The sequence below is a fragment of the Enterobacter sp. T1-1 genome, assembly GCF_000710795.1.
Lineage (GTDB): Bacteria > Pseudomonadota > Gammaproteobacteria > Enterobacterales > Enterobacteriaceae > Enterobacter > Enterobacter cloacae.
Map to the genome: position 1 here is coordinate 1 of NZ_JALW01000046.1, position 22674 is coordinate 22674.

At 56.5% G+C, this 22674-nt stretch carries 24 protein-coding genes; 19 read left to right on the forward strand and 5 right to left on the reverse strand.

What is annotated here, in order from left to right; translation table 11 throughout:
- Positions 1-69: 69 nt before the first annotated feature.
- The gene (gene queD / locus AK59_RS0115385; RefSeq protein WP_010434567.1) at positions 70-432 is read right to left on the reverse strand and encodes a 6-carboxytetrahydropterin synthase QueD; all 363 of its coding nucleotides are present in this window, start codon (positions 430-432) and stop codon (positions 70-72) included.
- A gap of 306 nt (positions 433-738) precedes the next feature.
- On the opposite strand from queD, the gene cysJ reads away from it, so the two are divergent.
- Genes cysJ through cysH form a run of 3 tightly spaced genes read left to right on the forward strand, consistent with a single transcriptional unit; the run spans position 739 to position 5006 of the window.
- The gene (cysJ, locus tag AK59_RS0115390) at positions 739-2544 is read left to right on the forward strand and encodes an NADPH-dependent assimilatory sulfite reductase flavoprotein subunit (RefSeq protein WP_029883171.1); all 1806 of its coding nucleotides are present in this window, start codon (positions 739-741) and stop codon (positions 2542-2544) included.
- Positions 2544-4256 carry an assimilatory sulfite reductase (NADPH) hemoprotein subunit gene (gene cysI, locus AK59_RS0115395; RefSeq protein WP_020689304.1) on the forward strand — a complete coding sequence of 571 codons (1713 nt, stop codon included), beginning with the start codon at positions 2544-2546 and terminating at the stop codon, positions 4254-4256. The genes cysJ and cysI overlap by 1 nt, the downstream gene beginning before the upstream one ends.
- Before the next feature lie 15 nt (positions 4257-4271).
- Positions 4272-5006, forward strand: coding sequence for a phosphoadenosine phosphosulfate reductase (cysH, locus tag AK59_RS0115400; RefSeq protein ID WP_020689303.1), 735 nt, complete (start codon positions 4272-4274; stop codon positions 5004-5006).
- 71 nt (positions 5007-5077) lie between these two features.
- On the opposite strand, the gene AK59_RS0115405 is transcribed toward cysH, so the two are convergent.
- Positions 5078-6121: an aminopeptidase gene (locus tag AK59_RS0115405; RefSeq protein WP_013098506.1), complete on the reverse strand. Its 1044-nt coding sequence runs from the start codon at positions 6119-6121 to the stop codon at positions 5078-5080.
- 246 nt (positions 6122-6367) lie between these two features.
- On the opposite strand from AK59_RS0115405, the gene cysG reads away from it, so the two are divergent.
- The 13 genes from cysG (at position 6368) to rpoS (ending at position 17447) form a co-directional block, all read left to right on the forward strand.
- Positions 6368-7717 (forward strand): siroheme synthase CysG, encoded by a 1350-nt coding sequence (cysG, locus tag AK59_RS0115410; protein ID WP_197028019.1) that lies wholly within the window; start codon positions 6368-6370, stop codon positions 7715-7717.
- 9 nt (positions 7718-7726) lie between these two features.
- Positions 7727-8635: a sulfate adenylyltransferase subunit CysD gene (gene cysD, locus AK59_RS0115415; RefSeq protein WP_008499613.1), complete on the forward strand. Its 909-nt coding sequence runs from the start codon at positions 7727-7729 to the stop codon at positions 8633-8635.
- Positions 8636-8644: 9 nt separating this feature from the next.
- Positions 8645-10069 (forward strand): sulfate adenylyltransferase subunit CysN, encoded by a 1425-nt coding sequence (gene cysN, locus AK59_RS0115420; RefSeq protein ID WP_020689300.1) that lies wholly within the window; start codon positions 8645-8647, stop codon positions 10067-10069.
- Entirely contained in the window at positions 10069-10674 is a 606-nt protein-coding gene (gene cysC, locus AK59_RS0115425; protein WP_029883173.1) for an adenylyl-sulfate kinase, read from the forward strand. The genes cysN and cysC overlap by 1 nt, the downstream gene beginning before the upstream one ends.
- A gap of 58 nt (positions 10675-10732) precedes the next feature.
- A complete protein-coding gene (locus AK59_RS0115430; protein ID WP_013098502.1) occupies positions 10733-11059 on the forward strand; it encodes a DUF3561 family protein in 327 nt (108 codons plus the stop codon).
- Positions 11060-11225: 166 nt separating this feature from the next.
- On the forward strand, positions 11226-11537 hold the full coding sequence (ftsB, locus tag AK59_RS0115435) for a cell division protein FtsB (protein ID WP_003862095.1): 312 nt from the start codon (positions 11226-11228) through the stop codon (positions 11535-11537).
- A gap of 19 nt (positions 11538-11556) precedes the next feature.
- Entirely contained in the window at positions 11557-12267 is a 711-nt protein-coding gene (gene ispD / locus AK59_RS0115440) for a 2-C-methyl-D-erythritol 4-phosphate cytidylyltransferase (RefSeq protein WP_013098500.1), read from the forward strand.
- Entirely contained in the window at positions 12267-12746 is a 480-nt protein-coding gene (gene ispF / locus AK59_RS0115445; RefSeq protein ID WP_013098499.1) for a 2-C-methyl-D-erythritol 2,4-cyclodiphosphate synthase, read from the forward strand. Before ispD ends, ispF begins: the two co-directional genes overlap by 1 nt.
- Positions 12743-13792, forward strand: coding sequence for a tRNA pseudouridine(13) synthase TruD (gene truD / locus AK59_RS0115450; protein ID WP_029883174.1), 1050 nt, complete (start codon positions 12743-12745; stop codon positions 13790-13792). The genes ispF and truD overlap by 4 nt, the downstream gene beginning before the upstream one ends.
- Complete coding sequence (gene surE, locus AK59_RS0115455) at positions 13773-14534, forward strand: 5'/3'-nucleotidase SurE (RefSeq protein ID WP_029883175.1); 762 nt, start codon at positions 13773-13775, stop codon at positions 14532-14534. The genes truD and surE overlap by 20 nt, the downstream gene beginning before the upstream one ends.
- A complete protein-coding gene (locus AK59_RS0115460) occupies positions 14528-15154 on the forward strand; it encodes a protein-L-isoaspartate(D-aspartate) O-methyltransferase (RefSeq protein WP_013098496.1) in 627 nt (208 codons plus the stop codon). The genes surE and AK59_RS0115460 overlap by 7 nt, the downstream gene beginning before the upstream one ends.
- 116 nt (positions 15155-15270) lie before the next feature.
- Complete coding sequence (nlpD, locus tag AK59_RS0115465) at positions 15271-16395, forward strand: murein hydrolase activator NlpD (RefSeq protein WP_029883176.1); 1125 nt, start codon at positions 15271-15273, stop codon at positions 16393-16395.
- Positions 16396-16454: 59 nt separating this feature from the next.
- Positions 16455-17447 (forward strand): RNA polymerase sigma factor RpoS, encoded by a 993-nt coding sequence (rpoS, locus tag AK59_RS0115470; protein WP_013098493.1) that lies wholly within the window; start codon positions 16455-16457, stop codon positions 17445-17447.
- A gap of 51 nt (positions 17448-17498) precedes the next feature.
- Here rpoS and AK59_RS0115475 read toward each other — a convergent pair whose 3' ends face one another.
- Both AK59_RS0115475 and AK59_RS0115480 read right to left on the reverse strand, forming a co-directional pair.
- Positions 17499-17876, reverse strand: a complete 378-nt coding sequence (locus AK59_RS0115475) for a DUF4440 domain-containing protein (RefSeq protein ID WP_029883177.1) — start codon at positions 17874-17876, stop codon at positions 17499-17501.
- The gene (locus AK59_RS0115480; protein WP_029883178.1) at positions 17873-19081 is read right to left on the reverse strand and encodes an MFS transporter; all 1209 of its coding nucleotides are present in this window, start codon (positions 19079-19081) and stop codon (positions 17873-17875) included. The genes AK59_RS0115475 and AK59_RS0115480 overlap by 4 nt, the downstream gene beginning before the upstream one ends.
- Positions 19082-19190: 109 nt before the next feature.
- Here AK59_RS0115480 and AK59_RS0115485 point away from each other — a divergent pair, with 109 nt between their 5' ends.
- Positions 19191-20078, forward strand: coding sequence for a LysR family transcriptional regulator (locus tag AK59_RS0115485; protein WP_029883179.1), 888 nt, complete (start codon positions 19191-19193; stop codon positions 20076-20078).
- On the opposite strand, the gene AK59_RS0115490 is transcribed toward AK59_RS0115485, so the two are convergent.
- Positions 20075-20482: a MarR family winged helix-turn-helix transcriptional regulator gene (locus tag AK59_RS0115490; RefSeq protein ID WP_029883180.1), complete on the reverse strand. Its 408-nt coding sequence runs from the start codon at positions 20480-20482 to the stop codon at positions 20075-20077. The genes AK59_RS0115485 and AK59_RS0115490 overlap by 4 nt on opposite strands.
- Positions 20483-20654: 172 nt before the next feature.
- Between AK59_RS0115490 and AK59_RS0115495 the strand changes: the two genes are divergently transcribed.
- Complete coding sequence (locus AK59_RS0115495) at positions 20655-21257, forward strand: non-oxidative hydroxyarylic acid decarboxylases subunit B (protein WP_013098488.1); 603 nt, start codon at positions 20655-20657, stop codon at positions 21255-21257.
- Complete coding sequence (locus tag AK59_RS0115500) at positions 21247-22674, forward strand: non-oxidative hydroxyarylic acid decarboxylases subunit C (protein WP_029883181.1); 1428 nt, start codon at positions 21247-21249, stop codon at positions 22672-22674. The genes AK59_RS0115495 and AK59_RS0115500 overlap by 11 nt, the downstream gene beginning before the upstream one ends.

Consider the following 22674-nt stretch of genomic DNA (forward strand, 5'->3'; position numbering starts at 1 on the left):
AGAGCTTACCGGGCCTACGTTTCCAGGCTTTTGTTGGCCGGGTAAGGCGAAGCCGACCCCCGGCAAGCATCACTCGCCGCGATACACGCAGCCTGCCGTACAGGTCTCTTTGATCATCACTGCGCTCAGTAGCGGTACCAACGGTTTCATCTGATCCCAAATCCATTTTGCCAGCACTTCGCTGGTCGGGTTTTCAAGGCCCGGAATATCGTTCAGGTAATAGTGATCCAGACGATCGTAAGTCGGCTTAAATGCCGCCTTCAGCTCAGCAAAGTCCATGATCCAACCGGTATGCGGATCAACTTCACCGGTGATCTCAAGACGCACCATAAACGAATGCCCGTGCAGACGGCCGCATTTATGTCCTTCAGGAACATGCGGAAGGTGGTGGGCGGCTTCGAAGGTGAAATCTTTAAACAGTGTGGTGGACATGATCGCTCTCAGTAATGCGGAAAAAACCGCCGCATAGTACCGGAAAGCACAATTTTTAGCATTAACTAAAACGGCCTTTACCTTCAATGCAGCAAAAAAGCCGTCGCTTTGTGATTTATATCCTTATTTTACAGTGAGTTAGTTTATCGCTTTTACCGTTAAGAACGATAACTAAAACAGGTTAGTCCATTTGGTTATTTATTATTTCCATCCCTTCTTTAATTGTTATTATCCTCGCCGTTAACCTTATCTTCAGTTTGGATTTATTCGCTTAAAGTCCGCTTGGCTACTGGAACATAACGACGCATGACAACACAGGCCCCACCTTCAAATTTGCTTCCCCTGAACCCGGAGCAACTGGCGCGCCTTCAGGCTGCCACCTCTGATTTTTCTCCCACCCAGCTTGCCTGGGTCTCTGGCTATTTCTGGGGAATGCTCAACCAGCAGCCTGGCGCTGTGGCTGCGGCTCCGGCAACGGCGGTAGAAATTCCTGCCATTACGCTTATCTCCGCTTCGCAGACGGGCAATGCCCGCCGCGTGGCAGAAGCGCTGCGTGACGACCTGCTGGCCGCCAAACTGAACGTGAACCTGGTGAACGCCGGGGATTATAAATTCAAACAGATCGCGTCAGAAAAACTGCTGGTGGTTGTGGCCTCAACGCAGGGCGAGGGTGAACCCGCTGAAGAGGCGGTCGCGCTGCATAAATTCCTGTTCTCGAAAAAAGCGCCCAGACTCGATGGCACTGCGTTTGCCGTGTTCGGCCTGGGCGATACCTCTTATGAATTCTTCTGCCAGTCCGGCAAAGATTTTGACAGCAAGCTGGCGGAGCTGGGCGCAGAGCGCCTGCTGGACCGCGTTGATGCAGATGTGGAATACCAGGCTGCCGCTGCAGAGTGGCGTGCGCGCATTGTTGACGTGCTGAAAGCACGCGTACCGAAAGAGACACCAGCCCAGGCTGCGATCACCGCGACCGGCGTGGTCAACGACATTCACACCAGCCCGTACACCAAAGAGGCGCCGCTGTCGGCAAGCCTGTCGGTTAATCAAAAAATTACCGGTCGCGACTCTGAAAAAGATGTGCGCCATATCGAGATCGATCTGGGCGACTCGGGTCTGCGCTATCAGCCTGGCGATGCGCTGGGGGTCTGGTATCAAAACGATCCAGCGCTGGTCAAAGAGCTGGTCGAACTGCTGTGGCTGAAAGGCGACGAGCCTGTCACCGTCGAAGGCAAAACGCAGCCGCTCTCTGAAGCGCTGCAGTGGCACTTCGAGCTGACGGTAAATACCGCCAATATCGTTGAGAACTATGCCACCTTAACGCGCAGCGAATCGCTGCTGCCGTTAGTGGGCGATAAGGCGAAGCTGCAGCATTACGCGGCGACCACGCCGATTGTCGATATGGTGCGTTTCTCTCCGGCACAGCTGGATGCCGAGGCGCTGATCGGCCTGCTGCGTCCGCTCACGCCGCGTCTGTACTCCATTGCCTCATCGCAGGCTGAAGTCGAGAGCGAAGTGCACATCACCGTGGGCGTGGTGCGGTACGACCTCGAAGGCCGTGCCCGCGCGGGCGGTGCCTCCAGCTTCCTGGCCGATCGCGTGGAGGAAGAGGGCGAAGTGCGCGTCTTTATCGAGCACAACGACAACTTCCGTCTGCCGGCGAACCCGGAAACGCCGGTAATCATGATTGGCCCGGGTACCGGCATTGCGCCGTTCCGTGCCTTCATGCAGCAGCGTGCGGCGGACGAGGCACGGGGTAAAAACTGGCTGTTCTTCGGTAACCCGCACTTTACCGAAGATTTCCTCTATCAGGTTGAGTGGCAGCGCTACGTGAAAGAAGGGGTGCTGACCCGTATCGATCTGGCCTGGTCGCGCGATCAGAAAGAAAAAGTATACGTACAAGACAAACTGCGCGAACAGGGCGCAGAGCTGTGGCGCTGGATCAATGACGGTGCCCACATTTATGTCTGCGGTGACGCCAATCGCATGGCGAAAGACGTTGAGCAGGCACTGCTGGAAGTGATTGCCGAATTCGGTGGTATGGATGCCGAAGCGGCGGATGAATTTTTAAGTGAGCTGCGCGTTGAGCGCCGTTATCAGCGAGATGTCTACTAATGAGCGAAAAACATCCAGGACCCCTGGTGGTCGAAGGTAAACTGTCAGACGCCGAGCGCATGAAGCTGGAAAGCAACTATCTGCGCGGCACCATTGCTGAAGATCTGAATGACGGTCTCACCGGCGGTTTCAAAGGCGACAACTTCCTGCTGATCCGTTTCCACGGCATGTATCAACAGGACGACCGCGACATTCGCGCCGAGCGTGCTGAACAGAAGCTGGAGCCGCGTCACGCGATGCTGTTGCGCTGCCGTCTGCCGGGCGGAGTGATCACCACGACACAGTGGCAGGCGATTGATAAATTCGCCGGTGAAAACACCATTTACGGCAGCATTCGTCTGACCAACCGTCAGACCTTCCAGTTCCACGGCATTCTGAAGAAGAACGTGAAGCCGGTACACCAGATGCTGCACTCCGTCGGACTGGACGCGCTGGCAACGGCCAACGACATGAACCGTAACGTGCTCTGCACCTCGAACCCGTATGAGTCCGAGCTGCACGCTGAAGCCTATGAGTGGGCGAAGAAGATCTCCGAGCACTTGTTGCCGCGTACCCGCGCCTATGCGGAAATTTGGCTCGATCAGGAAAAAGTTGCGACCACCGATGAAGAACCAATCCTCGGTCAGACCTATCTGCCGCGTAAGTTCAAAACCACGGTGGTGATCCCGCCGCAGAACGACATCGATCTGCACGCCAACGACATGAACTTTGTGGCAATTGCCGAAAACGGCAAGCTGGTGGGCTTTAACCTGCTGGTGGGCGGCGGTCTGTCCATTGAACACGGTAACAAGAAAACCTATGCCCGCACCGCGAGCGAGTTCGGCTTCCTGCCGCTGGAGCATACGCTGGCCGTGGCGGAAGCGGTGGTCACCACCCAGCGCGACTGGGGTAACCGTACCGACCGTAAAAACGCGAAAACCAAATACACCCTGGAGCGCGTGGGCGTTGAGACGTTCAAAGAGGAAGTGGAGCGTCGTGCGGGGATCAAATTTGAGCCGATCCGCCCTTACGAATTCACCGGTCGCGGCGATCGCATCGGCTGGGTAAAAGGCATCGACAATAAATGGCACCTGACGCTGTTTATCGAAAACGGCCGTATTCTGGATTACCCGGGCCGTCCGCTGAAAACCGGCCTGCTGGAAATCGCGAAGATCCACAAAGGTGAGTTCCGCATTACCGCCAACCAGAACCTGATTATTGCTGGTGTGCCGGAAAGTGAAAAGGCGAAAATTGAGGCGCTGGCGCGTGACCATGGGTTGATGAATGCGGTCAAACCGCAGCGCGAAAACTCGATGGCCTGCGTGTCGTTCCCGACCTGTCCGCTGGCGATGGCGGAAGCGGAACGTTTCCTGCCGTCATTTACGGACAAAGTGGAAGCGATTCTGGAAAAACACGGTATTCCGGACGAGCATATTGTTATGCGCGTTACCGGCTGTCCGAACGGCTGTGGCCGCGCGATGCTGGCCGAGCTTGGGCTGGTGGGGAAAGCGCCGGGTCGCTATAACCTGCACCTGGGCGGTAACCGTATCGGCACGCGTATTCCGCGTATGTTCCGCGAGAATATCACTGAGCCAGAAATTCTCGATTCCATCGATGAGCTTGTCGGGCGCTGGGCGAAAGAGCGCGAAGCGGGTGAAGGCTTCGGCGACTTTACGGTGCGTGCGGGCATTATTCGCCCGGTGCTCGATCCCGCAAGGGATTTCTGGGAGTAACCACGAGAGGTAATTATGTCCGTACTCGATCTAAACGCGCTTAACGCATTGCCAAAAGTCGAACGCATTCTGGCACTCGCAGAAACCAACGCCCAACTGGAAAAGCTGGACGCCGAAGGGCGCGTGGCGTGGGCGCTGGAAAACCTGCCGGGTGACTACGTGCTGTCGTCGAGCTTTGGCATTCAGGCGGCGGTCAGTTTGCATCTGGTGAATCAGATCCGCCCGGATATTCCGGTGATCCTCACCGATACCGGCTATCTGTTCCCGGAAACCTACCAGTTTATCGATGAGCTGACGGACAAGCTTAAGCTGAACCTGAAAGTGTACCGCGCGGAGCAGAGCGCGGCCTGGCAGGAGGCGCGCTACGGCAAACTCTGGGAGCAGGGCGTTGAGGGCATTGAGAAATACAATGAGATCAACAAGGTCGAGCCGATGAACCGTGCGCTGAAAGAGCTGAACGCGCAGACCTGGTTTGCCGGTCTTCGCCGCGAGCAGTCCGGCAGCCGGGCCACGCTGCCGGTGCTGGCGGTGCAGCGCGGCGTGTTTAAAGTGCTGCCGATCATCGACTGGGATAACCGTACGGTGTACCAGTACCTGCAAAAACACGGGCTGAAATACCATCCGCTGTGGGATCAGGGCTACCTGTCCGTGGGGGATACCCACACCACGCGCAAATGGGAGCCGGGAATGGCGGAAGAAGAGACGCGATTCTTTGGGCTGAAGCGCGAGTGCGGGTTACACGAAGGGTAATGATCTTTCCTCCCTCTCCCGGTGGGAGAGGGTTGGGGTGAGGGCATCAGGCCGCACAGCGTTCAAAAACCTCAGGCTTTCCCCGCTTTCGCCAGCTCCTTCACCAGCGGCAGCATCACTTTCACTACATCGCGGCTACGGTGCTCAATGCGCTGCGGCAGTGCGCTATCAATATGCTGCTGATTATCCAGCATCACGTTATGCCAGCTCGTCCCGTCCGGAAAGGCTTTCGTTTTAGCCCGCTGCTGATAGCCATCTTTCTTGCCTAACGCCCAGTTGGTGGCTTCGACGTACAGCACCGGGATGCCCGCTTTATCGAACACTTCACCGTCGTTACAGCAGCCCGTTCCGCGCGGATAAGCCGGATTGCCGCCAGGATTGGTCGTGGCATACACGCCATGGCTGCGCGCAATCGCCAGCGCCCGGTCACGGGTCAGTTTACGCACGGTACCCGGCGTACTCTGTCCGCTATTAAAATAGAGCTTATCGCCAACGATTAAATTATCGAGGTTAATCACCAGCAGCGTATTTTTCTTCTCCTCAGCGCTCATGCGCTTAAGGAAATTCTCCGCGCCGAGTTTGCCTTCCTCTTCGCCGCTGGTTGCCACAAAGCGAATACCGTATTTTGTCGGAATGTTTTTCATTCGCTCGGCCAGTTCAAGCATCACGCCCAGACCCGCCGCGTTATCGTCCAGCCCCTGCAGCGTCAGCCCGCCCAGATTGTTATCGGTATCGGCGTCGCTCATGGGCGCGTAAGTGTCCAGGTGCGCCATAATAATGATCTGCTCAGCTGCGCTACCTTCATGTGCCGCAATAACGGTACTGCCGGTCACGTTATGCCAGTTTTTTGTTTTATTTCGTGAGGTGTAGATATAGCGGCTGTGAAACGACCGGATATCGCTCTGGTAGCCCATATCGGCAAACTGCTGGCGAAGATAGTCAGCGGAAAGCATTTCCGCAGGGGAGCCGGTCATGCGTCCGGGAAAAACGGTGGCAATATGCCGCGCCTGCATATTGGCGATTTCACCATACGGTTGATTTTTTGCCTGAGCCGGAAGGATAAAGCAAACGCCGAGCGCCAGGGCAACGTATCGGTGGCGCATTGCGGAAAACATAGTGAGTCCTTAAAAACAGAGCAAAATTATAACCCGCTTAGTATGAAACTGTGATCGGCCATACACAATTTGAATTGCTCTTAAATGCCCGAAATTTCGCGTGTTAAGCACTTTTTGATATTTGCTTTTTCATCGCGTTATTCCATTGAGTAACTACTCATTCCAATTCGTAATTTCATTCGGTCTAAGCCGCCCCCTATAGTCCCTCTATTCCTCGTTGTTAGTGAGTTGTTGCTTGTGGACTATCTGCCCCTTTTTGCTGCGATTAAAGAAAAACCGGTACTGGTTGTGGGTACGGGTGAAATTGCCGATCGCAAAATCGCGTTTCTGCAGCGCGCGGGCGCGCAGGTGCGGGTTGTCGCAGAAGCGGAGTTCGACGAGTCACAAATCGACAGCGTGGTGCTGGTGATTGCAGCGACGGAGGATCGTGAACTTAACCGACGCGTTTCCGAGGCCGCTCAGGCGCGTTACCGCCTGGTGAACGTGGTCGACGACCAGCCTTTGTGCTCGTTTATCTTCCCGTCGATTGTCGACCGCTCGCCGCTGCTGGTGGCGATCTCCTCCGGCGGTACCGCACCGGTGCTGGCGCGCGTGCTGCGGGAAAAGATTGAAGCGCTGTTACCAACCAGTCTCGGACGTATGGCAGAGAAAGCGAGCTACTGGCGCAACCATCTGAAAACCCGCCTGACCAGCGTAACGGAACGCCGTCGCTTCTGGGAGCGGGTATTCCGTGGCCGCTTTGCCAGCCTGATGCACGCCGGTAATGAGACGGCAGCGCAAAAAATCCTCGAAGACGAGCTGGATAACCCCGGCAGCACGGGCGGCGAGATCATTCTGGTAGGTGCTGGTCCGGGTGATGCCGGGTTACTGACCTTACGCGGACTGCAGGTGCTGCAGGACGCGGACGTGGTGTTCTATGACCATCTGGTCACCGACGGTGTGCGCGAGCTAATTCGTCGCGATGCCGAGCAAATCTGCGTGGGTAAACGCGCAGGCGAGCACTCGGTACCGCAGCACGACACCAATCAGATGCTGGTTGCCGCAGCGAAAGCAGGCAAAACCGTGGTGCGCCTTAAAGGGGGCGATCCGTTCATCTTTGGTCGCGGTGGCGAAGAACTGCAGGCGGCAGCCGAAGCGGGCGTGCCGTTCCAGGTGGTGCCGGGGATTACGGCGGCCTCCGCGGTAACGGCCTACGCAGGTATTCCGCTTACGCACCGCGATTACGCCCAGAGCGTGACCTTTGTGACTGGTCATTATAAGGCCGACAGCACGCCGTTTGACTGGTCGCATCTCGCCCAGAGCCGACAGACGCTGGCCATCTATATGGGCACCATGAAGGCGGCGGACATCAGTGAACAACTTATTCAGCACGGTCGCGAGGCGACAACGCCGGTGGCCGTGATTTCTCGCGGTACCCGCGTCGAGCAGCGTGTGGTGACCGGTACGCTACAAGACCTTGCAGTCCTGGCGAAAGACGCCCCGATGCCCGCGCTTATCGTGGTGGGCGAAGTGGTACAGCTGCACAGCACGCTCGCCTGGTTTCAACATACAACAGACTCAGAGGGGTTTGGCTCCTCTGTGGTGAATCTGGCTTAAGGAACGGTTATGGACCAAAAACGACTTACTCACCTGCGACAGCTTGAAGCGGAAAGTATCCATATTATCCGCGAAGTGGCCGCCGAGTTCTCTAACCCGGTGATGATGTACTCCATCGGTAAAGATTCCAGCGTGATGCTGCATCTGGCGCGTAAAGCGTTTTATCCGGGTACGCTGCCGTTCCCGCTGCTGCACGTGGATACCGGCTGGAAATTCCGTGAGATGTATGAGTTCCGCGACCGTACCGCCAAAGCCTATGGCTGTGAGCTGCTGGTGCATAAAAACCCGGAAGGGGTGGCGATGGGCATTAACCCGTTTGTTCACGGCAGCGCCAAACACACCGACATCATGAAAACCGAAGGGCTGAAGCAGGCGCTGAACAAGTACGGTTTTGACGCCGCTTTCGGTGGTGCGCGCCGTGACGAGGAGAAATCCCGTGCCAAAGAGCGTATTTACTCCTTCCGTGACCGCTTCCACCGCTGGGATCCGAAAAACCAGCGTCCTGAGCTGTGGCACAACTACAACGGCCAGATCAACAAAGGCGAAAGCATTCGCGTCTTCCCGCTCTCCAACTGGACCGAGCTGGATATCTGGCAGTACATCTATCTGGAAAATATCGAGATCGTTCCGCTTTACCTGGCGGCTGAACGCCCGGTGCTGGAGCGCGACGGCATGCTGATGATGATCGACGACGATCGCATTGATTTACAGCCGGGCGAAGTGATCAAAAAACAGATGGTACGTTTCCGTACTCTTGGTTGCTGGCCGCTGACCGGCGCGGTGGAGTCCAACGCGCAAACGCTGCCAGAGATCATCGAAGAGATGCTGGTATCGACCACCAGCGAGCGACAGGGCCGCGTCATTGACCGCGACCAGGCTGGCTCGATGGAGCTGAAGAAACGTCAGGGTTATTTCTAAGGAGCCGCCATGAACACCACGATTGCCCAACAAATTGCCAACGAAGGCGGCGTAGAAGCATACCTGCACGCACAACAACACAAGAGCCTGCTGCGCTTTCTGACCTGCGGTAGCGTTGATGACGGTAAAAGCACGCTGATTGGTCGCCTGCTGCACGACACGCGTCAGATCTATGAAGACCAGCTCTCTTCCCTGCATAACGACAGCAAACGTCATGGTACTCAGGGCGAAAAGCTCGACCTGGCGCTTTTGGTGGACGGCCTGCAGGCGGAGCGCGAGCAGGGCATCACTATTGATGTTGCGTACCGCTATTTCTCCACTGAGAAACGCAAATTTATTATTGCCGACACGCCGGGGCATGAGCAGTACACCCGCAACATGGCCACCGGTGCATCAACCTGTGAGCTGGCGATCCTGCTGATCGACGCCCGTAAAGGCGTGCTGGATCAAACCCGTCGTCACAGCTTCATCTCCACGCTGCTGGGGATCAAACACCTGGTGGTGGCGGTGAATAAAATGGATCTGGTGAACTTCAGCGAAGAGACCTTCGAGGAGATCCGCCAGAGCTACCTGACCTTTGCTGAACAGTTGCCGGGTAACCTTGATATTCGCTTTGTGCCGCTCTCGGCGCTGGAAGGGGATAACGTTGCCTCCCAGAGCGCCAACATGCCGTGGTACAGCGGCCCGACGCTGCTGGAAGTGCTGGAGACGGTTGAAATTCAGCGCGTGGTAGATACCCAGCCAATGCGCTTCCCGGTGCAGTATGTGAACCGCCCGAACCTCGATTTTCGCGGCTTCTCCGGTACCCTCGCCTCGGGCACCGTCACGGTGGGGCAGCGCGTCAAAGTGCTGCCGTCGGGTGTGGAGTCGTCCATTGCCCGTATCGTCACCTTTGATGGCGACCTGCAGGAAGCGGGTGCCGGTGAAGCGGTGACGCTGGTGCTGAAAGATGAGATTGATATCAGCCGCGGCGATCTGCTGGTGGATGCGCAGGAAACGCTGGCGGCGGTGCAGGGTGCTGCCGTGGATGTGGTGTGGATGGCTGAACAGCCGCTGACCGCAGGCCAAAGCTACGACATCAAAATTGCCGGTAAGAAAACCCGCGCCCGCGTGGACGGTATCCAGTTCCAGGTGGACATCAACAATCTGACCCAGCGTGAAGTGAGCGAACTGCCGCTGAACGGTATTGGCCTGGTGGATCTCACCTTTGACGAGCCGCTGGTGCTGGACAAATACCAGCAAAATCCGGTAACGGGTGGACTTATCTTTATCGATCGCCTGACCAACGTTACCGTTGGTGCAGGCATGGTCCGCGAGCCTAATCAACAGGCGGCAGCGGTGTCTGAATTCAGCGCCTTTGAGCTTGAGCTGAATGCGCTGGTGCGTAAGCACTTCCCGCACTGGGGCGCACGCGATCTGCTGGGAGGCAAGTAATGGCCGCCCATGATGAGAACGTCGTCTGGCATCCTCATCCGGTTACCGTCGCTCAGCGGGAGCAACTCCACGGCCACCGTGGGGTTGTGCTGTGGTTTACCGGGCTGTCCGGCTCCGGTAAATCGACGGTCGCGGGCGCGCTGGAAGAGGCGCTGCATCAGCAGGGGGTGAGCACCTACCTGCTGGATGGCGACAACGTGCGTCACGGACTGTGCAGTGATTTAGGGTTTAGCGATGAAGACCGCAAGGAGAATATCCGTCGGGTTGGGGAAGTGGCCAGCCTGATGGCGGATGCCGGGCTGGTGGTGCTGACCGCGTTTATCTCGCCTCACCGCGCCGAGCGGCAGATGGTACGCGAGCGCGTCGGTCAGGATCGATTTATCGAGGTGTTTGTCGATACGCCGCTGGAAATCTGCGAAGCGCGCGATCCGAAAGGGCTGTACAAAAAAGCCCGCGCGGGTGAGTTGCGAAACTTCACCGGCATCGACTCGGTCTACGAAGCGCCTGAATCCCCTGAGATTCACCTGCAAGGTCAACAATTGGTAACAAATTTAGTAAGCCAATTATTAGACCTGCTCAGACGGGACGATATTATCAGATCCTGAGACGGTATCGTTCGGGAGCTGTCTTCCCGAACGATGAGTCACGGTCACAGGATTAGCTATGCGCAACAGTGAAAACTACATGATTACCACCGGGTCGGATCCGATAGCGACCGACGACGAGACGACCTGGTCCTTTCCCGGGGCCTTCGTCGGCTTCGTCTCGTGGTTGCTGGCGCTGGGCATCCCGTTTCTCATCTACGGCGGTAACACGCTGTTCTTCTTTCTCTACACCTGGCCCTTCTTCCTGGCGCTGATGCCCGTGGCGGTTGTCGTCGGCATCGCCCTGCATTCACTGCTTAACGGCAAACTCCTGTACAGTACCGTTGTCACGATTGTGACGGTGGTCCTGATGTTTGGTCTGTTATTTTTGTGGCTCATGGGCTAACTTCAGCCATAATTCAAACCGTAACCAACTGTGTGACGATATTGAGCAGGGCGATTCTGCGGAAAAAATGTGGTACATTTGCCCGCGATGTTGCGGCATCTCTGTTACTCCGGCATAGAGCGCCGGGGACGTTGTGGGATGAAGATGCCGTTTTTCAGGGGGCAGGATGGGTAAACTAACGCTGCTGTTGCTGGCTCTACTGGTCTGGCTGCAATATTCGCTGTGGTTCGGTAAAAACGGACTGCACGACTATAGCCGGGTAAGCGATGACGTCGCGGCTCAGCAGGCAACTAACGCCAAACTTAAGGCGCGAAACGATCAACTCTTTGCTGAAATTGATGACCTCAATGGCGGGCAGGAGGCGATTGAGGAACGCGCACGCAATGAACTCAGTATGACTAAACCGGGCGAAACCTTTTATCGTCTGGTTCCGGATGCGTCTAAACGCAATCAGGGCTCAGCACAAAACAATCGATAATCAGGCCCAGGATTACGACATGGCAGTGACTTTTTCGGACGTATGCGCCGTGGTGCCGGCCGCGGGTTTTGGCCGGCGCATGCAGACAGAATGTCCCAAGCAATACCTCTCTATTGGCGATAAAACGATCCTCGAACATGCCGTGGCGGCGCTGCTGGCGCACCCCCGAGTGACGCGTGTCATCATCGCCATCAGTCCGGGCGATGCCCGGTTCGCACAGTTACCGCTGGCCGCTCATCCGCAGATCACCGTCGTTGATGGCGGTGCCGAGCGCGCCGATTCCGTGCTGGCGGGCATCCAGGCCGCTGGCGATGCCCAGTGGGTACTGGTCCACGACGCTGCGCGCCCGTGTCTGCATCAGGACGATCTTGCGCGTCTGCTGGCGCTAAGTGAAACCAGTAAAGTCGGTGGCATTCTGGCCGCGCCGGTACGCGATACCATGAAGCGTGCCGAGCCTGGCAAACAGGCTATCGCGCATACCGTTGAGCGCGTCGATCTCTGGCACGCGCTGACGCCACAATTTTTCCCCCGCGAATTACTCCACGACTGCTTAACGCGCGCGCTTAAAGAAGGTGCGACCATCACCGACGAAGCCTCTGCGCTGGAGTATTGCGGTTTCCACCCAACGCTTGTTGAAGGGCGCGCTGATAATATAAAAGTGACGCGTCCGGAAGATTTACAGCTCGCGGAATTTTATCTTACCCGTTCGACCCATCAGGAGAAGGCATAATGCGAATTGGACACGGTTTTGATGTACACGCCTTTGGAGGCGTTGGCCCAATTATCATTGGCGGCGTGCGCATTCCTTATGAAAAAGGGCTGCTGGCGCATTCTGATGGCGACGTGGCACTACACGCCTTAACCGACGCCTTACTGGGCGCGGCGGCGCTGGGCGATATCGGCAAGCTGTTCCCGGACACCGATCCGGCGTTTAAAGGCGCAGACAGCCGTGCGCTGTTGCGTGAAGCCTGGCGCCGTATTCAGGCGAAGGGCTACACCTTGGGTAACGTTGATGTGACGATCATCGCTCAGGCCCCTAAAATGCTGCCGCATATTCCTCAGATGCGCGTATTTATCGCTGAAGATCTGGGCTGCCATATGGATGACGTCAACGTCAAAGCGACCACCACGGAGAAACTGGGCTTTACCGGTCGCGGCGAAGGCATCGCCTGCGAAGCCGTGGCGCTGCTGGTGAAGGCGAGCAAATGACCGATTTTGACAACCTGACCTACCTGCACGGTAAACCGCTGGGGAGTGGTCTGCTGAAAGCCAGCCCCGAAGATTTCGTGGTCGTGGAAGATTTGGGCTTTGAGCCGGACGGCGAAGGCGAGCATATTCTGGTGCGCATCCTCAAAAATGGCTGCAATACCCGCTTTGTGGCCGATGCGCTGGCTAAATTTCTGAAAATCCATGCCCGCGAAGTGAGCTTCGCCGGGCAGAAAGACAAACACGCGGTCACCGAACAGTGGCTTTGCGCGCGCGTTCCCGGCAATGCGATGCCTGATTTAAGCAAATTTGAGCTTGAGGGCTGTAAGGTGCTGGAGTACGCCCGTCACAAGCGCAAACTGCGTCTGGGGGCGTTGAAAGGTAACAACTTTACCCTCGTACTGCGTGAAGTGACCGACCGTGACGACGTGGAAAAGCGCTTGCAGGCCATCAATGAACGCGGTGTGCCTAACTATTTTGGCGCACAGCGTTTTGGCATCGGCGGCAGTAACCTGCAGGGCGCACTGCGCTGGGCTCAGAGCGATGCGCCGGTGCGCGACAGGAATAAACGCAGTTTTTGGTTGTCGGCGGCCCGCAGTGCGTTGTTTAATCAGATCGTAAGCGAACGGCTGAAAAAACCGGACGTGAATCAAGTTGTTGTCGGCGATGCGCTACAATTAGCGGGACGCGGTAGCTGGTTTGTGGCAACGGCCGAAGAAATGGCCGATGTTCAGTCGCGCGTGGACGCTAAAACGCTGATGATCACCGCAGCCTTGCCCGGCACGGGCGACTGGGGAACGCAGGGTGACGCGCTGGCCGCGGAGCAGGCAGCCGTGGCCGAAGCGCAAGAATTACAATCATTGCTGGTGCGGGAAAAAGTCGAAGCAGCACGCCGGGCGATGTTGCTCTACCCGCAGCAGTTAAGCTGGAACTGGTGGGATGACGTAACCGTTGAGTTACGTTTCTGGCTGCCGGCAGGTAGTTTTGCCACCAGTGTTGTCAGGGAACTTATCAACACGTCGGGTGATTATGCGAATATTGCTGAGTAACGATGACGGGATCCATGCGCCAGGCATTCAGACGCTGGCGAAACACCTTCGCGAATTTGCGGATGTGCAGGTCGTGGCTCCCGATCGTAACCGCAGTGGAGCGTCTAACTCATTGACGCTGGAGTCGTCGCTTCGCACCTTTGCTTTTGAGAATGGCGATATTGCTGTGCAGATGGGCACGCCAACGGACTGCGTTTTTCTGGGGGTGAATGCGCTGATGCGCCCGCGCCCGGATATCGTCGTTTCCGGGATTAACGCCGGGCCGAATCTGGGTGATGACGTTATCTACTCTGGTACCGTGGCGGCCGCAATGGAAGGCCGTCATCTTGGCTTTCCGGCGCTGGCGGTATCGTTAAATGGTCACACTCATTACGACACGGCGGCAGCGGTAACCTGTTCTATCCTGCGGGCACTTAGCCGTGAACCGCTGCGTACCGGGCGCATCCTCAACATCAACGTGCCGGATCTCCCGCTGAATGAAATCAAGGGCATTCGCGTCACGCGTTGCGGAAGCCGTCATCCGGCCGATCAGGTCATCCCGCAGCAGGATCCGCGCGGCAACACGCTCTACTGGATTGGCCCTCCCGGCGATAAGTGCGATGCGGGGCCGGATACTGACTTTGCCGCTGTGGATGAAGGCTATGTCTCGGTAACGCCGCTGCACGTAGATTTAACCGCGTATAGCGCGCATGATGTGGTATCGGGCTGGCTTGATCGCGCAGGAGTGAACGCGCAATGGTAAGCAAACGTGTACAAACTCTTCTGGAACAACTTCGCGCACAGGGGATCCGCGACGAGCATGTGCTTGACGCGCTCGCCCAGGTTCCGCGTGAGAAATTTGTAGACGAGGCGTTTGAACACAAAGCGTGGGAAAACGTGGCGTTGCCCATCGGGCAGGGCCAGACGATTTCGCAGCCCTACATGGTTGCGCGCATGACGGAGCTGCTGGAGCTCACCCCCGACTCCCGCGTGCTGGAGATTGGCACCGGGTCCGGGTATCAGACTGCGATTCTGGCGCATCTGGTGCATCATGTGTGCTCGGTTGAGCGGATCAAAGGTTTACAGTGGCAGGCGCGTCGTCGCCTGAAACAACTTGATTTACACAATGTTTCGACACGACACGGTGATGGATGGCAGGGTTGGCAGGCTCGCGCCCCGTTTGACGCTATCATCGTGACGGCGGCTCCACCGGAGATCCCTGCGGCCCTGTTGTCGCAGCTGGATGAGGGGGGCATTCTTGTATTGCCTGTTGGCGATGAGCAGCAGCTGTTAAAGCGCGTTCGTCGACGTGGCGACGAGTTTATTATCGATACCGTAGAAGCCGTGCGCTTTGTGCCTCTGGTAAAGGGGGAACTGGCCTAAGACTCGGAATTTTCCAGGGTTATTAAGGCAAATTCAGCGTATGGTGTGGCGCGAAAGAGTCGTGCCATCACGGTTAATTTTAAGTCACTGGTAGTTAACACATTCCTGGGGGATAAATGAGCGCGGGAAGCCCTAAATTCACCATCAGCCGTGTTGCGGCATTATCACTGGTTTCGCTCTGGCTGGCAGGCTGTTCGAGTTCTAACAATGCACCTGCGCCTGTCAGTTCTGTTGGCGGAAACAGCGGCTCCGGTAACACGTCCAGCGGAATGTTGATCACGCCGCCACCTAAAATGGGCACTGCTGCGCCGCAGCAAACACCACAAATTCAGCCTGTGCAACATCCTGTTACACAGCCAACACAGATTCAGCCAGTCGAACAACCTGTTCAGACCCAAAATGGCCGCATAGTGTATAACCGTCAGTATGGGAACATTCCGAAAGGCAGCTATACCGGCGGCAGCACCTATACCGTGAAACGTGGCGATACGCTGTTCTATATTGCGTGGATCACCGGGAACGATTTCCGTGACCTCGCGCAGCGCAACAACGTCCAGGCACCGTATGCGCTGGAAGTCGGGCAGACGCTCCAGGTGGGCAACGCGACGGGTACGCCGCTTACGCCTGGCAATACCGTTTCTGCAGCCGACGTGACCGCGCAAAATAACAGCGTTAAGCCTGCACAAAAATCCACCACGGTGGTTGCTTCACAACCTGTAATTACGTATTCTGAAGATTCAGGTGATCAGACTGCTAACAAAATGTTGCCGAATAATAAAGGGACTGCGACTGCTGTCACAGCACCGGCTACGGCACCTGTGGTTAGCTCTACTGAACCGACTGCCAGCAGTATGAGTTCCAGTTCGCCAATTTCAACCTGGCGCTGGCCAACTGACGGTAAGGTTATCGAGAACTTCTCTTCCTCCGAAGGAGGAAACAAAGGGATCGATATCGCAGGAAGTAAGGGACAGGCTATCATCGCGACCGCAGACGGACGCGTTGTGTATGCCGGTAACGCTCTGCGCGGTTACGGTAATCTTATTATCATCAAACACAACGATGATTACCTGAGTGCCTACGCCCATAACGACACAATGCTGGTCCGGGAACAACAAGAAGTTAAGGCGGGGCAAAAAATCGCTACCATGGGTAGCACCGGAACCAGTTCTACACGCTTGCATTTTGAAATTCGTTACAAGGGGAAATCCGTAAACCCGCTGCAGTATTTGCCGCAGCGATAAATTGACGGGGCATGCCAGCCAGGGTGTCTCGTTCAGGGATCACGGGTAGGAGCCACCTTATGAGTCAGAATACGCTGAAAGTTCATGATTTAAATGAAGATGCGGAATTTGATGAGAACGGAGCAGAGGCTTTTGACGAAAAAGCCTTAGTAGAAGAGGAACCCAGTGATAACGATTTGGCTGAAGAAGAGCTGTTATCGCAGGGTGCCACACAGCGTGTACTGGACGCGACTCAGCTTTACCTTGGGGAGATTGGTTACTCCCCACTGTTAACGGCCGAAGAAGAAGTCTATTTCGCACGTCGTGCTTTGCGTGGTGATGTTGCCTCGCGCCGTCGCATGATTGAAAGTAACTTGCGTCTGGTCGTGAAAATTGCCCGTCGTTACGGCAATCGTGGTCTGGCTCTGCTGGATCTGATTGAAGAGGGCAACTTAGGTCTCATCCGCGCAGTAGAGAAGTTTGACCCTGAACGTGGGTTCCGCTTCTCCACCTACGCGACCTGGTGGATTCGTCAGACCATCGAACGGGCCATTATGAACCAAACCCGTACGATTCGCCTGCCGATTCACATCGTCAAAGAGTTGAACGTCTATCTGCGTACCGCGCGCGAGTTGTCCCATAAACTGGACCACGAGCCAAGCGCAGAAGAGATTGCTGAGCAACTCGACAAACCGGTTGATGACGTAAGCCGCATGCTGCGTCTCAACGAGCGCATTACCTCGGTTGACACCCCGCTGGGTGGCGACTCCGAAAAAGCGTTGCTGGATATCCTGGCCGATGAAAAAGACAACGGCCCGGAAGACACCACGCAGGACGATGACATGAAACAGAGCATCGTCAAATGGCTGTTCGAACTGAACGCCAAACAGCGTGAAGTGCTGGCTCGTCGTTTCGGTTTACTGGGGTATGAAGCTGCGACACTGGAAGACGTCGGCCGTGAAATTGGCCTGACCCGTGAACGTGTTCGTCAGATTCAGGTTGAAGGTCTGCGCCGCCTGCGTGAAATTCTGCAGGGGCAAGGTCTGAATATCGAAGCGCTGTTCCGCGAATAAGCAACCTTTCGTCAAAAAAAGGCCCGTCGTGAGACGGGCCTTTTTTATCTCTTACGGCTGCGCCGTTTCGTGCAGCAGACGCCAGCTGATTTTCTCTCCATCCCGATTGAGCACCGCGGTTGACCAGCGTACGTTGACGGGCTGGTCCGGGCGGGTCTGCGTCTCCCGGTAATGAAGCACCGCACCGTTATCCCATGACTGAATCGTGGCTAGCTCATCAATGATGATTTTAAGGCCGGGTCGGCTTCCACGCTGGGCGTGCAGAAAACGGACAAGGGCGTCATGGTTTAAATGCGCCCCACTCGGGGGAACCATCAGAAAGTTTGGCTGGAAACGGGCGAGCAGGGCATCAATATTACCTTCACCGGCACCCAGCCAGTTTTCCAGTGCGATATGAATATCAATGATGTCGTGTTCGAAAGGCGTCATGGTTTCTCCTGTTGCAGTTGTGCAAGCACCTGCGGGTTGTTAAGACGAAATACAGAGATGACGGGCACCAACGTGATGGCCGAAGCAACCAGAAACATCCCGTGCCACGCGGCGACGGGGGGCAAATACCTCTGGGCCAGATCCAGCACCTGTGCCAGCAGAAAGGCACCCGCAAAAAAACTCAGCTGACGATTAAGATTCCACAGCGCGCTGGCATCAGCCATCTCTTCCCGACGCGTTGTCAGAAATGCGCTGCTCTGCGCCGTACTGCTGCAAAGACTGCCTCCTGCGCCCATTAATGCAAACGCAACGATCGCTGGCAGCGTGCCCGTGGTCGCACTGACGCAGAGCAAAAGCAGAATACCTGACGCCTGAAGCAGGCAACCCGCGATCAACAGAGGTCGGGGGCCGACACGGTTAAAGTAACGGCCCGTTGCGGTGATGGCCATAAACGATGCCAGAGACCACGGCAGCATCAGCATGCCCGTCGCGGCTGGCGTCATGTTGGCCACGCTCTGCAGATAAAACATGCCGGTGACGTTTATTCCGATAAACATGCCGGGGACACATACATAAACCATCATGGAAACGCGCAGAAGCGGATCGGCGATCAAACTCAGGTTCAGCAGTCGGTTTGCTTTCATCGCGGGCATTTCATGCTTAAGCCACAGACAGGCCAACGCAAAGGTCAGGAGAGCAACCGGGAGGGTAGCAAAAAATACCCACCGCCAGCTTAACGCCTGAACCAGTACGCCCCCTAACGCAGGTGAGCATGCGGGGGCAAGCAGTGCAACCAGCATGACGGCGGAAGAGAGCCTGGCGCGTTCATGCGCTTTAAACTGTTGCCAGGTCAGCGCCTGCCCTACGGGGATCAATAAGCCACCGCCCACGCCCTGCAGCACCCGCCAGGCAATCAGACTTTCAAGTGTGGCAGACAAGCCTGCCGCGGTGGAGGCTACGCTAAAGAGAACCAGCGAGAGAAGGATGACGTGCTTTGCCCCGATGCGACGCGTCAGGGCACTGCTGAACGGGATCACCAGTGTCAGGCCGGCAATATACCCGTTACTGACCCAGGCGAGTGCAGAGGGCGTGGCGTGATAGGTCTGCGCCATTGCCGGAAAGGCGACGCTGGCGATAAACATGTTGATCAAATCAAGAAAAAAGCCCAGCAGATAGACTACGGCGACTTTGCTGCGATACGTCATGGTGGATCCTCCGGTGAGGGGGCGTATCGTATCGGCTTGTCCGGTGCCGATAAACGCAACAATTCGCGATATACTGTCAAAACTATTTTGACAATTTTGAAGGTTAACGATGCTGAATCTCCAGCGAACGGCGATGTTTGTGGCGGTAGCGGATGCGGGCAGTTTTACTGCCGCCGCAGAGTCGATGGGGCTGACAAAGGCCGTGGTCAGCTTCAATATTCGCCAGCTGGAAGATGAGCTGGGAGTCACGCTGCTGTTGCGATCCACCCGTCGCCTGACGTTAACCGAGGCGGGCGCGCTTTTTCATCAGCGAAGCGTCAGGCTTTTACAGGAGGCTGAACGCCTGCAGGACGACGTTCGCGCTAACCATGCCGGCCTGACCGGCGAATTGCGGATCACCACCACGCCCGAATACGGTTCGCAGGTGGTTGTGCCTTTGCTGGCCGAATTTAGCCAGCAGCATCCGGAGCTTCGCGTTCGTCATGTTTCGTCGTCTCAGCACGCCGATCTCATCTCGGAGCGCTTTGATGTCGCCATCCGGCTGGGAACACTCGCTGATTCGCGCTACCACGCCGCCTTGATTTCAAACTTTACTATCCTGCCGGTTGCCGCCCCCGGGTGGCTGGCTAACCATCCCGTTGGATCTCTCGAACACCTGGCGCAGGCCGAGTGGATCGTTCACGAGCGTTTACCTTCGCCGCTGCACTGGCAGGTGAAAGATGCAGATGGCAATCTGGTTGCCTTTGAGATTAAAAAAGCCCCGCGCCTGTACGCAGATAGCGCCCAGGCGCTGATGGCTTTCGCGCATGCGGGATGTGGTGTGGCGCTGCTGCCGGAGTGGCTGGTGCGAAACGCACTGAATTCGGGGGGGCTGGTATCGCTTTTACCGGGATACACGTTTGCTCAGCAGGGCATCTATGCCGTTTATCCAGATGCCCAGCATGTACCCGCTAAGGTTCGGACATTTATTGATTTTATGCGTGCCCGGGTGAGCTAGTCGTTCATCATCTTTTTGATCAGCGCCGTAAATTGTTCCCGCTCGTCCTGGCTGAGACGTCCTAAAAACGCCTCATCCACCTCATTGCCGACCGGTTTACAGCTTGCAAGCAGGGCTTCTCCTTCAGGCGTGAGGAAGACAAACCGGCGGCGCTTATCCGCAGGATCGTGTTCGCGCTTCACCAGCCCGCGCGATTCCATGCGGCTCAGCATTTCGGCCAGCGTCGCTTTTGTGCTCACGGCAACTTCCGTCAGGGCGACCTGCTCGATCCCCGGATTTTCAGAAACAGATCGCATCACCGCATATTGCGGCTTGGTCAGCGCCGGTAAAGCATGTTGCCAGTGGGCAGTATGCTGTTGAAAAAGCTGCCGTAGCAGGTGGAACGCTTCTTGTCTCAGTTCCATGAACACTCCGACGAAAAAAATCTCCCCCTATGATAGCCGCTATTGCCTGCGATTTTAACGCAGCAGTTTTTAGCATTACGTGTGATCGTGTGCGAACAATATTGTCAGCTCAGCTCACCGGGAGTAACGTAGTCATTATGTTCGTATGCGAACAAATTAATTGAGGTGCTGAATGAGATTGATCGTGGGAATGACGGGAGCAACAGGTGCTCCGCTGGGTGTGGCTTTACTGCAGGCGTTACGGGACATGCCAGAGGTTGAAACCCATCTGGTGATGTCGAAATGGGCGAAAACCACCATTGAGCTGGAAACGCCTTATACCGCGCAGGATGTCGCCGCCCTGGCAGATGTCGTGCACAGTCCTGCCGATCAGGCTGCCACTATCTCCTCCGGCTCGTTTCGTACCGATGGCATGATCGTCATTCCCTGCAGCATGAAAACGCTGGCGGGTATCCGCGCGGGCTATGCCGAAGGGCTGGTGGGCCGTGCGGCAGACGTGGTGCTGAAAGAGGGGCGCAAGCTGGTGCTGGTCCCGCGTGAAACGCCGCTCAGCACCATTCATCTGGAGAACATGCTCGCGCTTTCCCGCATGGGGGTGGCGATGGTGCCGCCCATGCCTGCGTATTACAACCACCCGCAAACCGCCGATGATATCACCCAGCATATCGTGACCCGCGTGCTCGACCAGTTTGGTCTGGAGCACAAAAAGGCGCGTCGCTGGAACGGCCTGCAGGCGGCGAAACATTTTTCACAGGAGAATAACGATGGCATTTGATGATTTGAGAAGCTTCCTGCAGGCGCTCGATGAGCAAGGGCAACTGCTGAAAATTGAAGAAGAGGTCAATGCGGAGCCGGATCTGGCGGCGGCCGCTAACGCGACGGGACGTATCGGTGACGGTGCGCCTGCGCTGTGGTTCGATAACATTCGCGGGTTTACCGATGCCAGGGTGGTGATGAACACCATCGGCTCCTGGCAGAACCACGCCATTTCGATGGGGCTGCCGGCGAATACCCCGGTCAAAAAGCAGATCGATGAGTTTATTCGCCGCTGGGATAAATTCCCGGTCGCACCGGAGCGCCGGGCCAACCCCGCATGGGCGCAGAATACGGTGGACGGTGAGGAGATTAACCTGTTCGACATCCTGCCGCTGTTTCGACTGAACGACGGGGACGGCGGTTTTTATCTCGACAAAGCGTGCGTTGTCTCGCGCGATCCGCTCGACCCGGACCATTTCGGCAAGCAGAACGTCGGTATTTACCGCATGGAAGTGAAGGGCAAACGTAAGCTCGGCCTGCAGCCGGTGCCGATGCATGATATCGCCCTGCATCTGCATAAAGCCGAAGAGCGTGGTGAAGACCTGCCGATTGCGATTACGTTGGGCAACGATCCGATCACCACCCTGATGGGCGCAACGCCGCTGAAATACGATCAGTCCGAGTATGAAATGGCCGGGGCGCTGCGTGAAAGCCCGTACCCGATTGCGACCGCGCCGTTGACAGGCTTCGATGTGCCGTGGGGGTCTGAAGTGATCCTGGAAGGGGTGATTGAAGGCCGTAAACGTGAAATTGAAGGGCCGTTCGGTGAGTTTACCGGGCACTATTCGGGCGGACGCAATATGACGGTGGTCCGTATTGATAAAGTCTCGTACCGCACCAAACCGATTTTCGAATCCCTCTATCTCGGGATGCCCTGGACCGAGATCGACTACCTGATGGGGCCAGCCACCTGTGTGCCGCTTTACCAGCAACTGAAAGCAGAATTCCCTGAAGTGCAGGCGGTGAACGCGATGTACACCCACGGTCTGCTGGCGATCATCTCCACCAAAAAACGCTACGGTGGTTTTGCCCGCGCGGTCGGTTTACGCGCCATGACCACGCCGCATGGCCTGGGCTATGTGAAGATGGTGATTATGGTGGATGAAGATGTCGATCCGTTCAACCTGCCGCAGGTGATGTGGGCGCTGTCATCGAAAGTGAACCCGGCAGGGGATCTGGTGCAGCTGCCGAACATGTCGGTCCTTGAGCTTGATCCGGGGTCCAGCCCGGCAGGCATCACCGACAAGCTGATTATTGATGCCACCACGCCTGTTGCGCCGGATAACCGCGGTCACTACAGCCAGCCGGTGCAGGATTTACCTGAAACCAAAGCCTGGGCTGAAAAGCTGACTGCGATGCTGGCAGCACGCCAATAA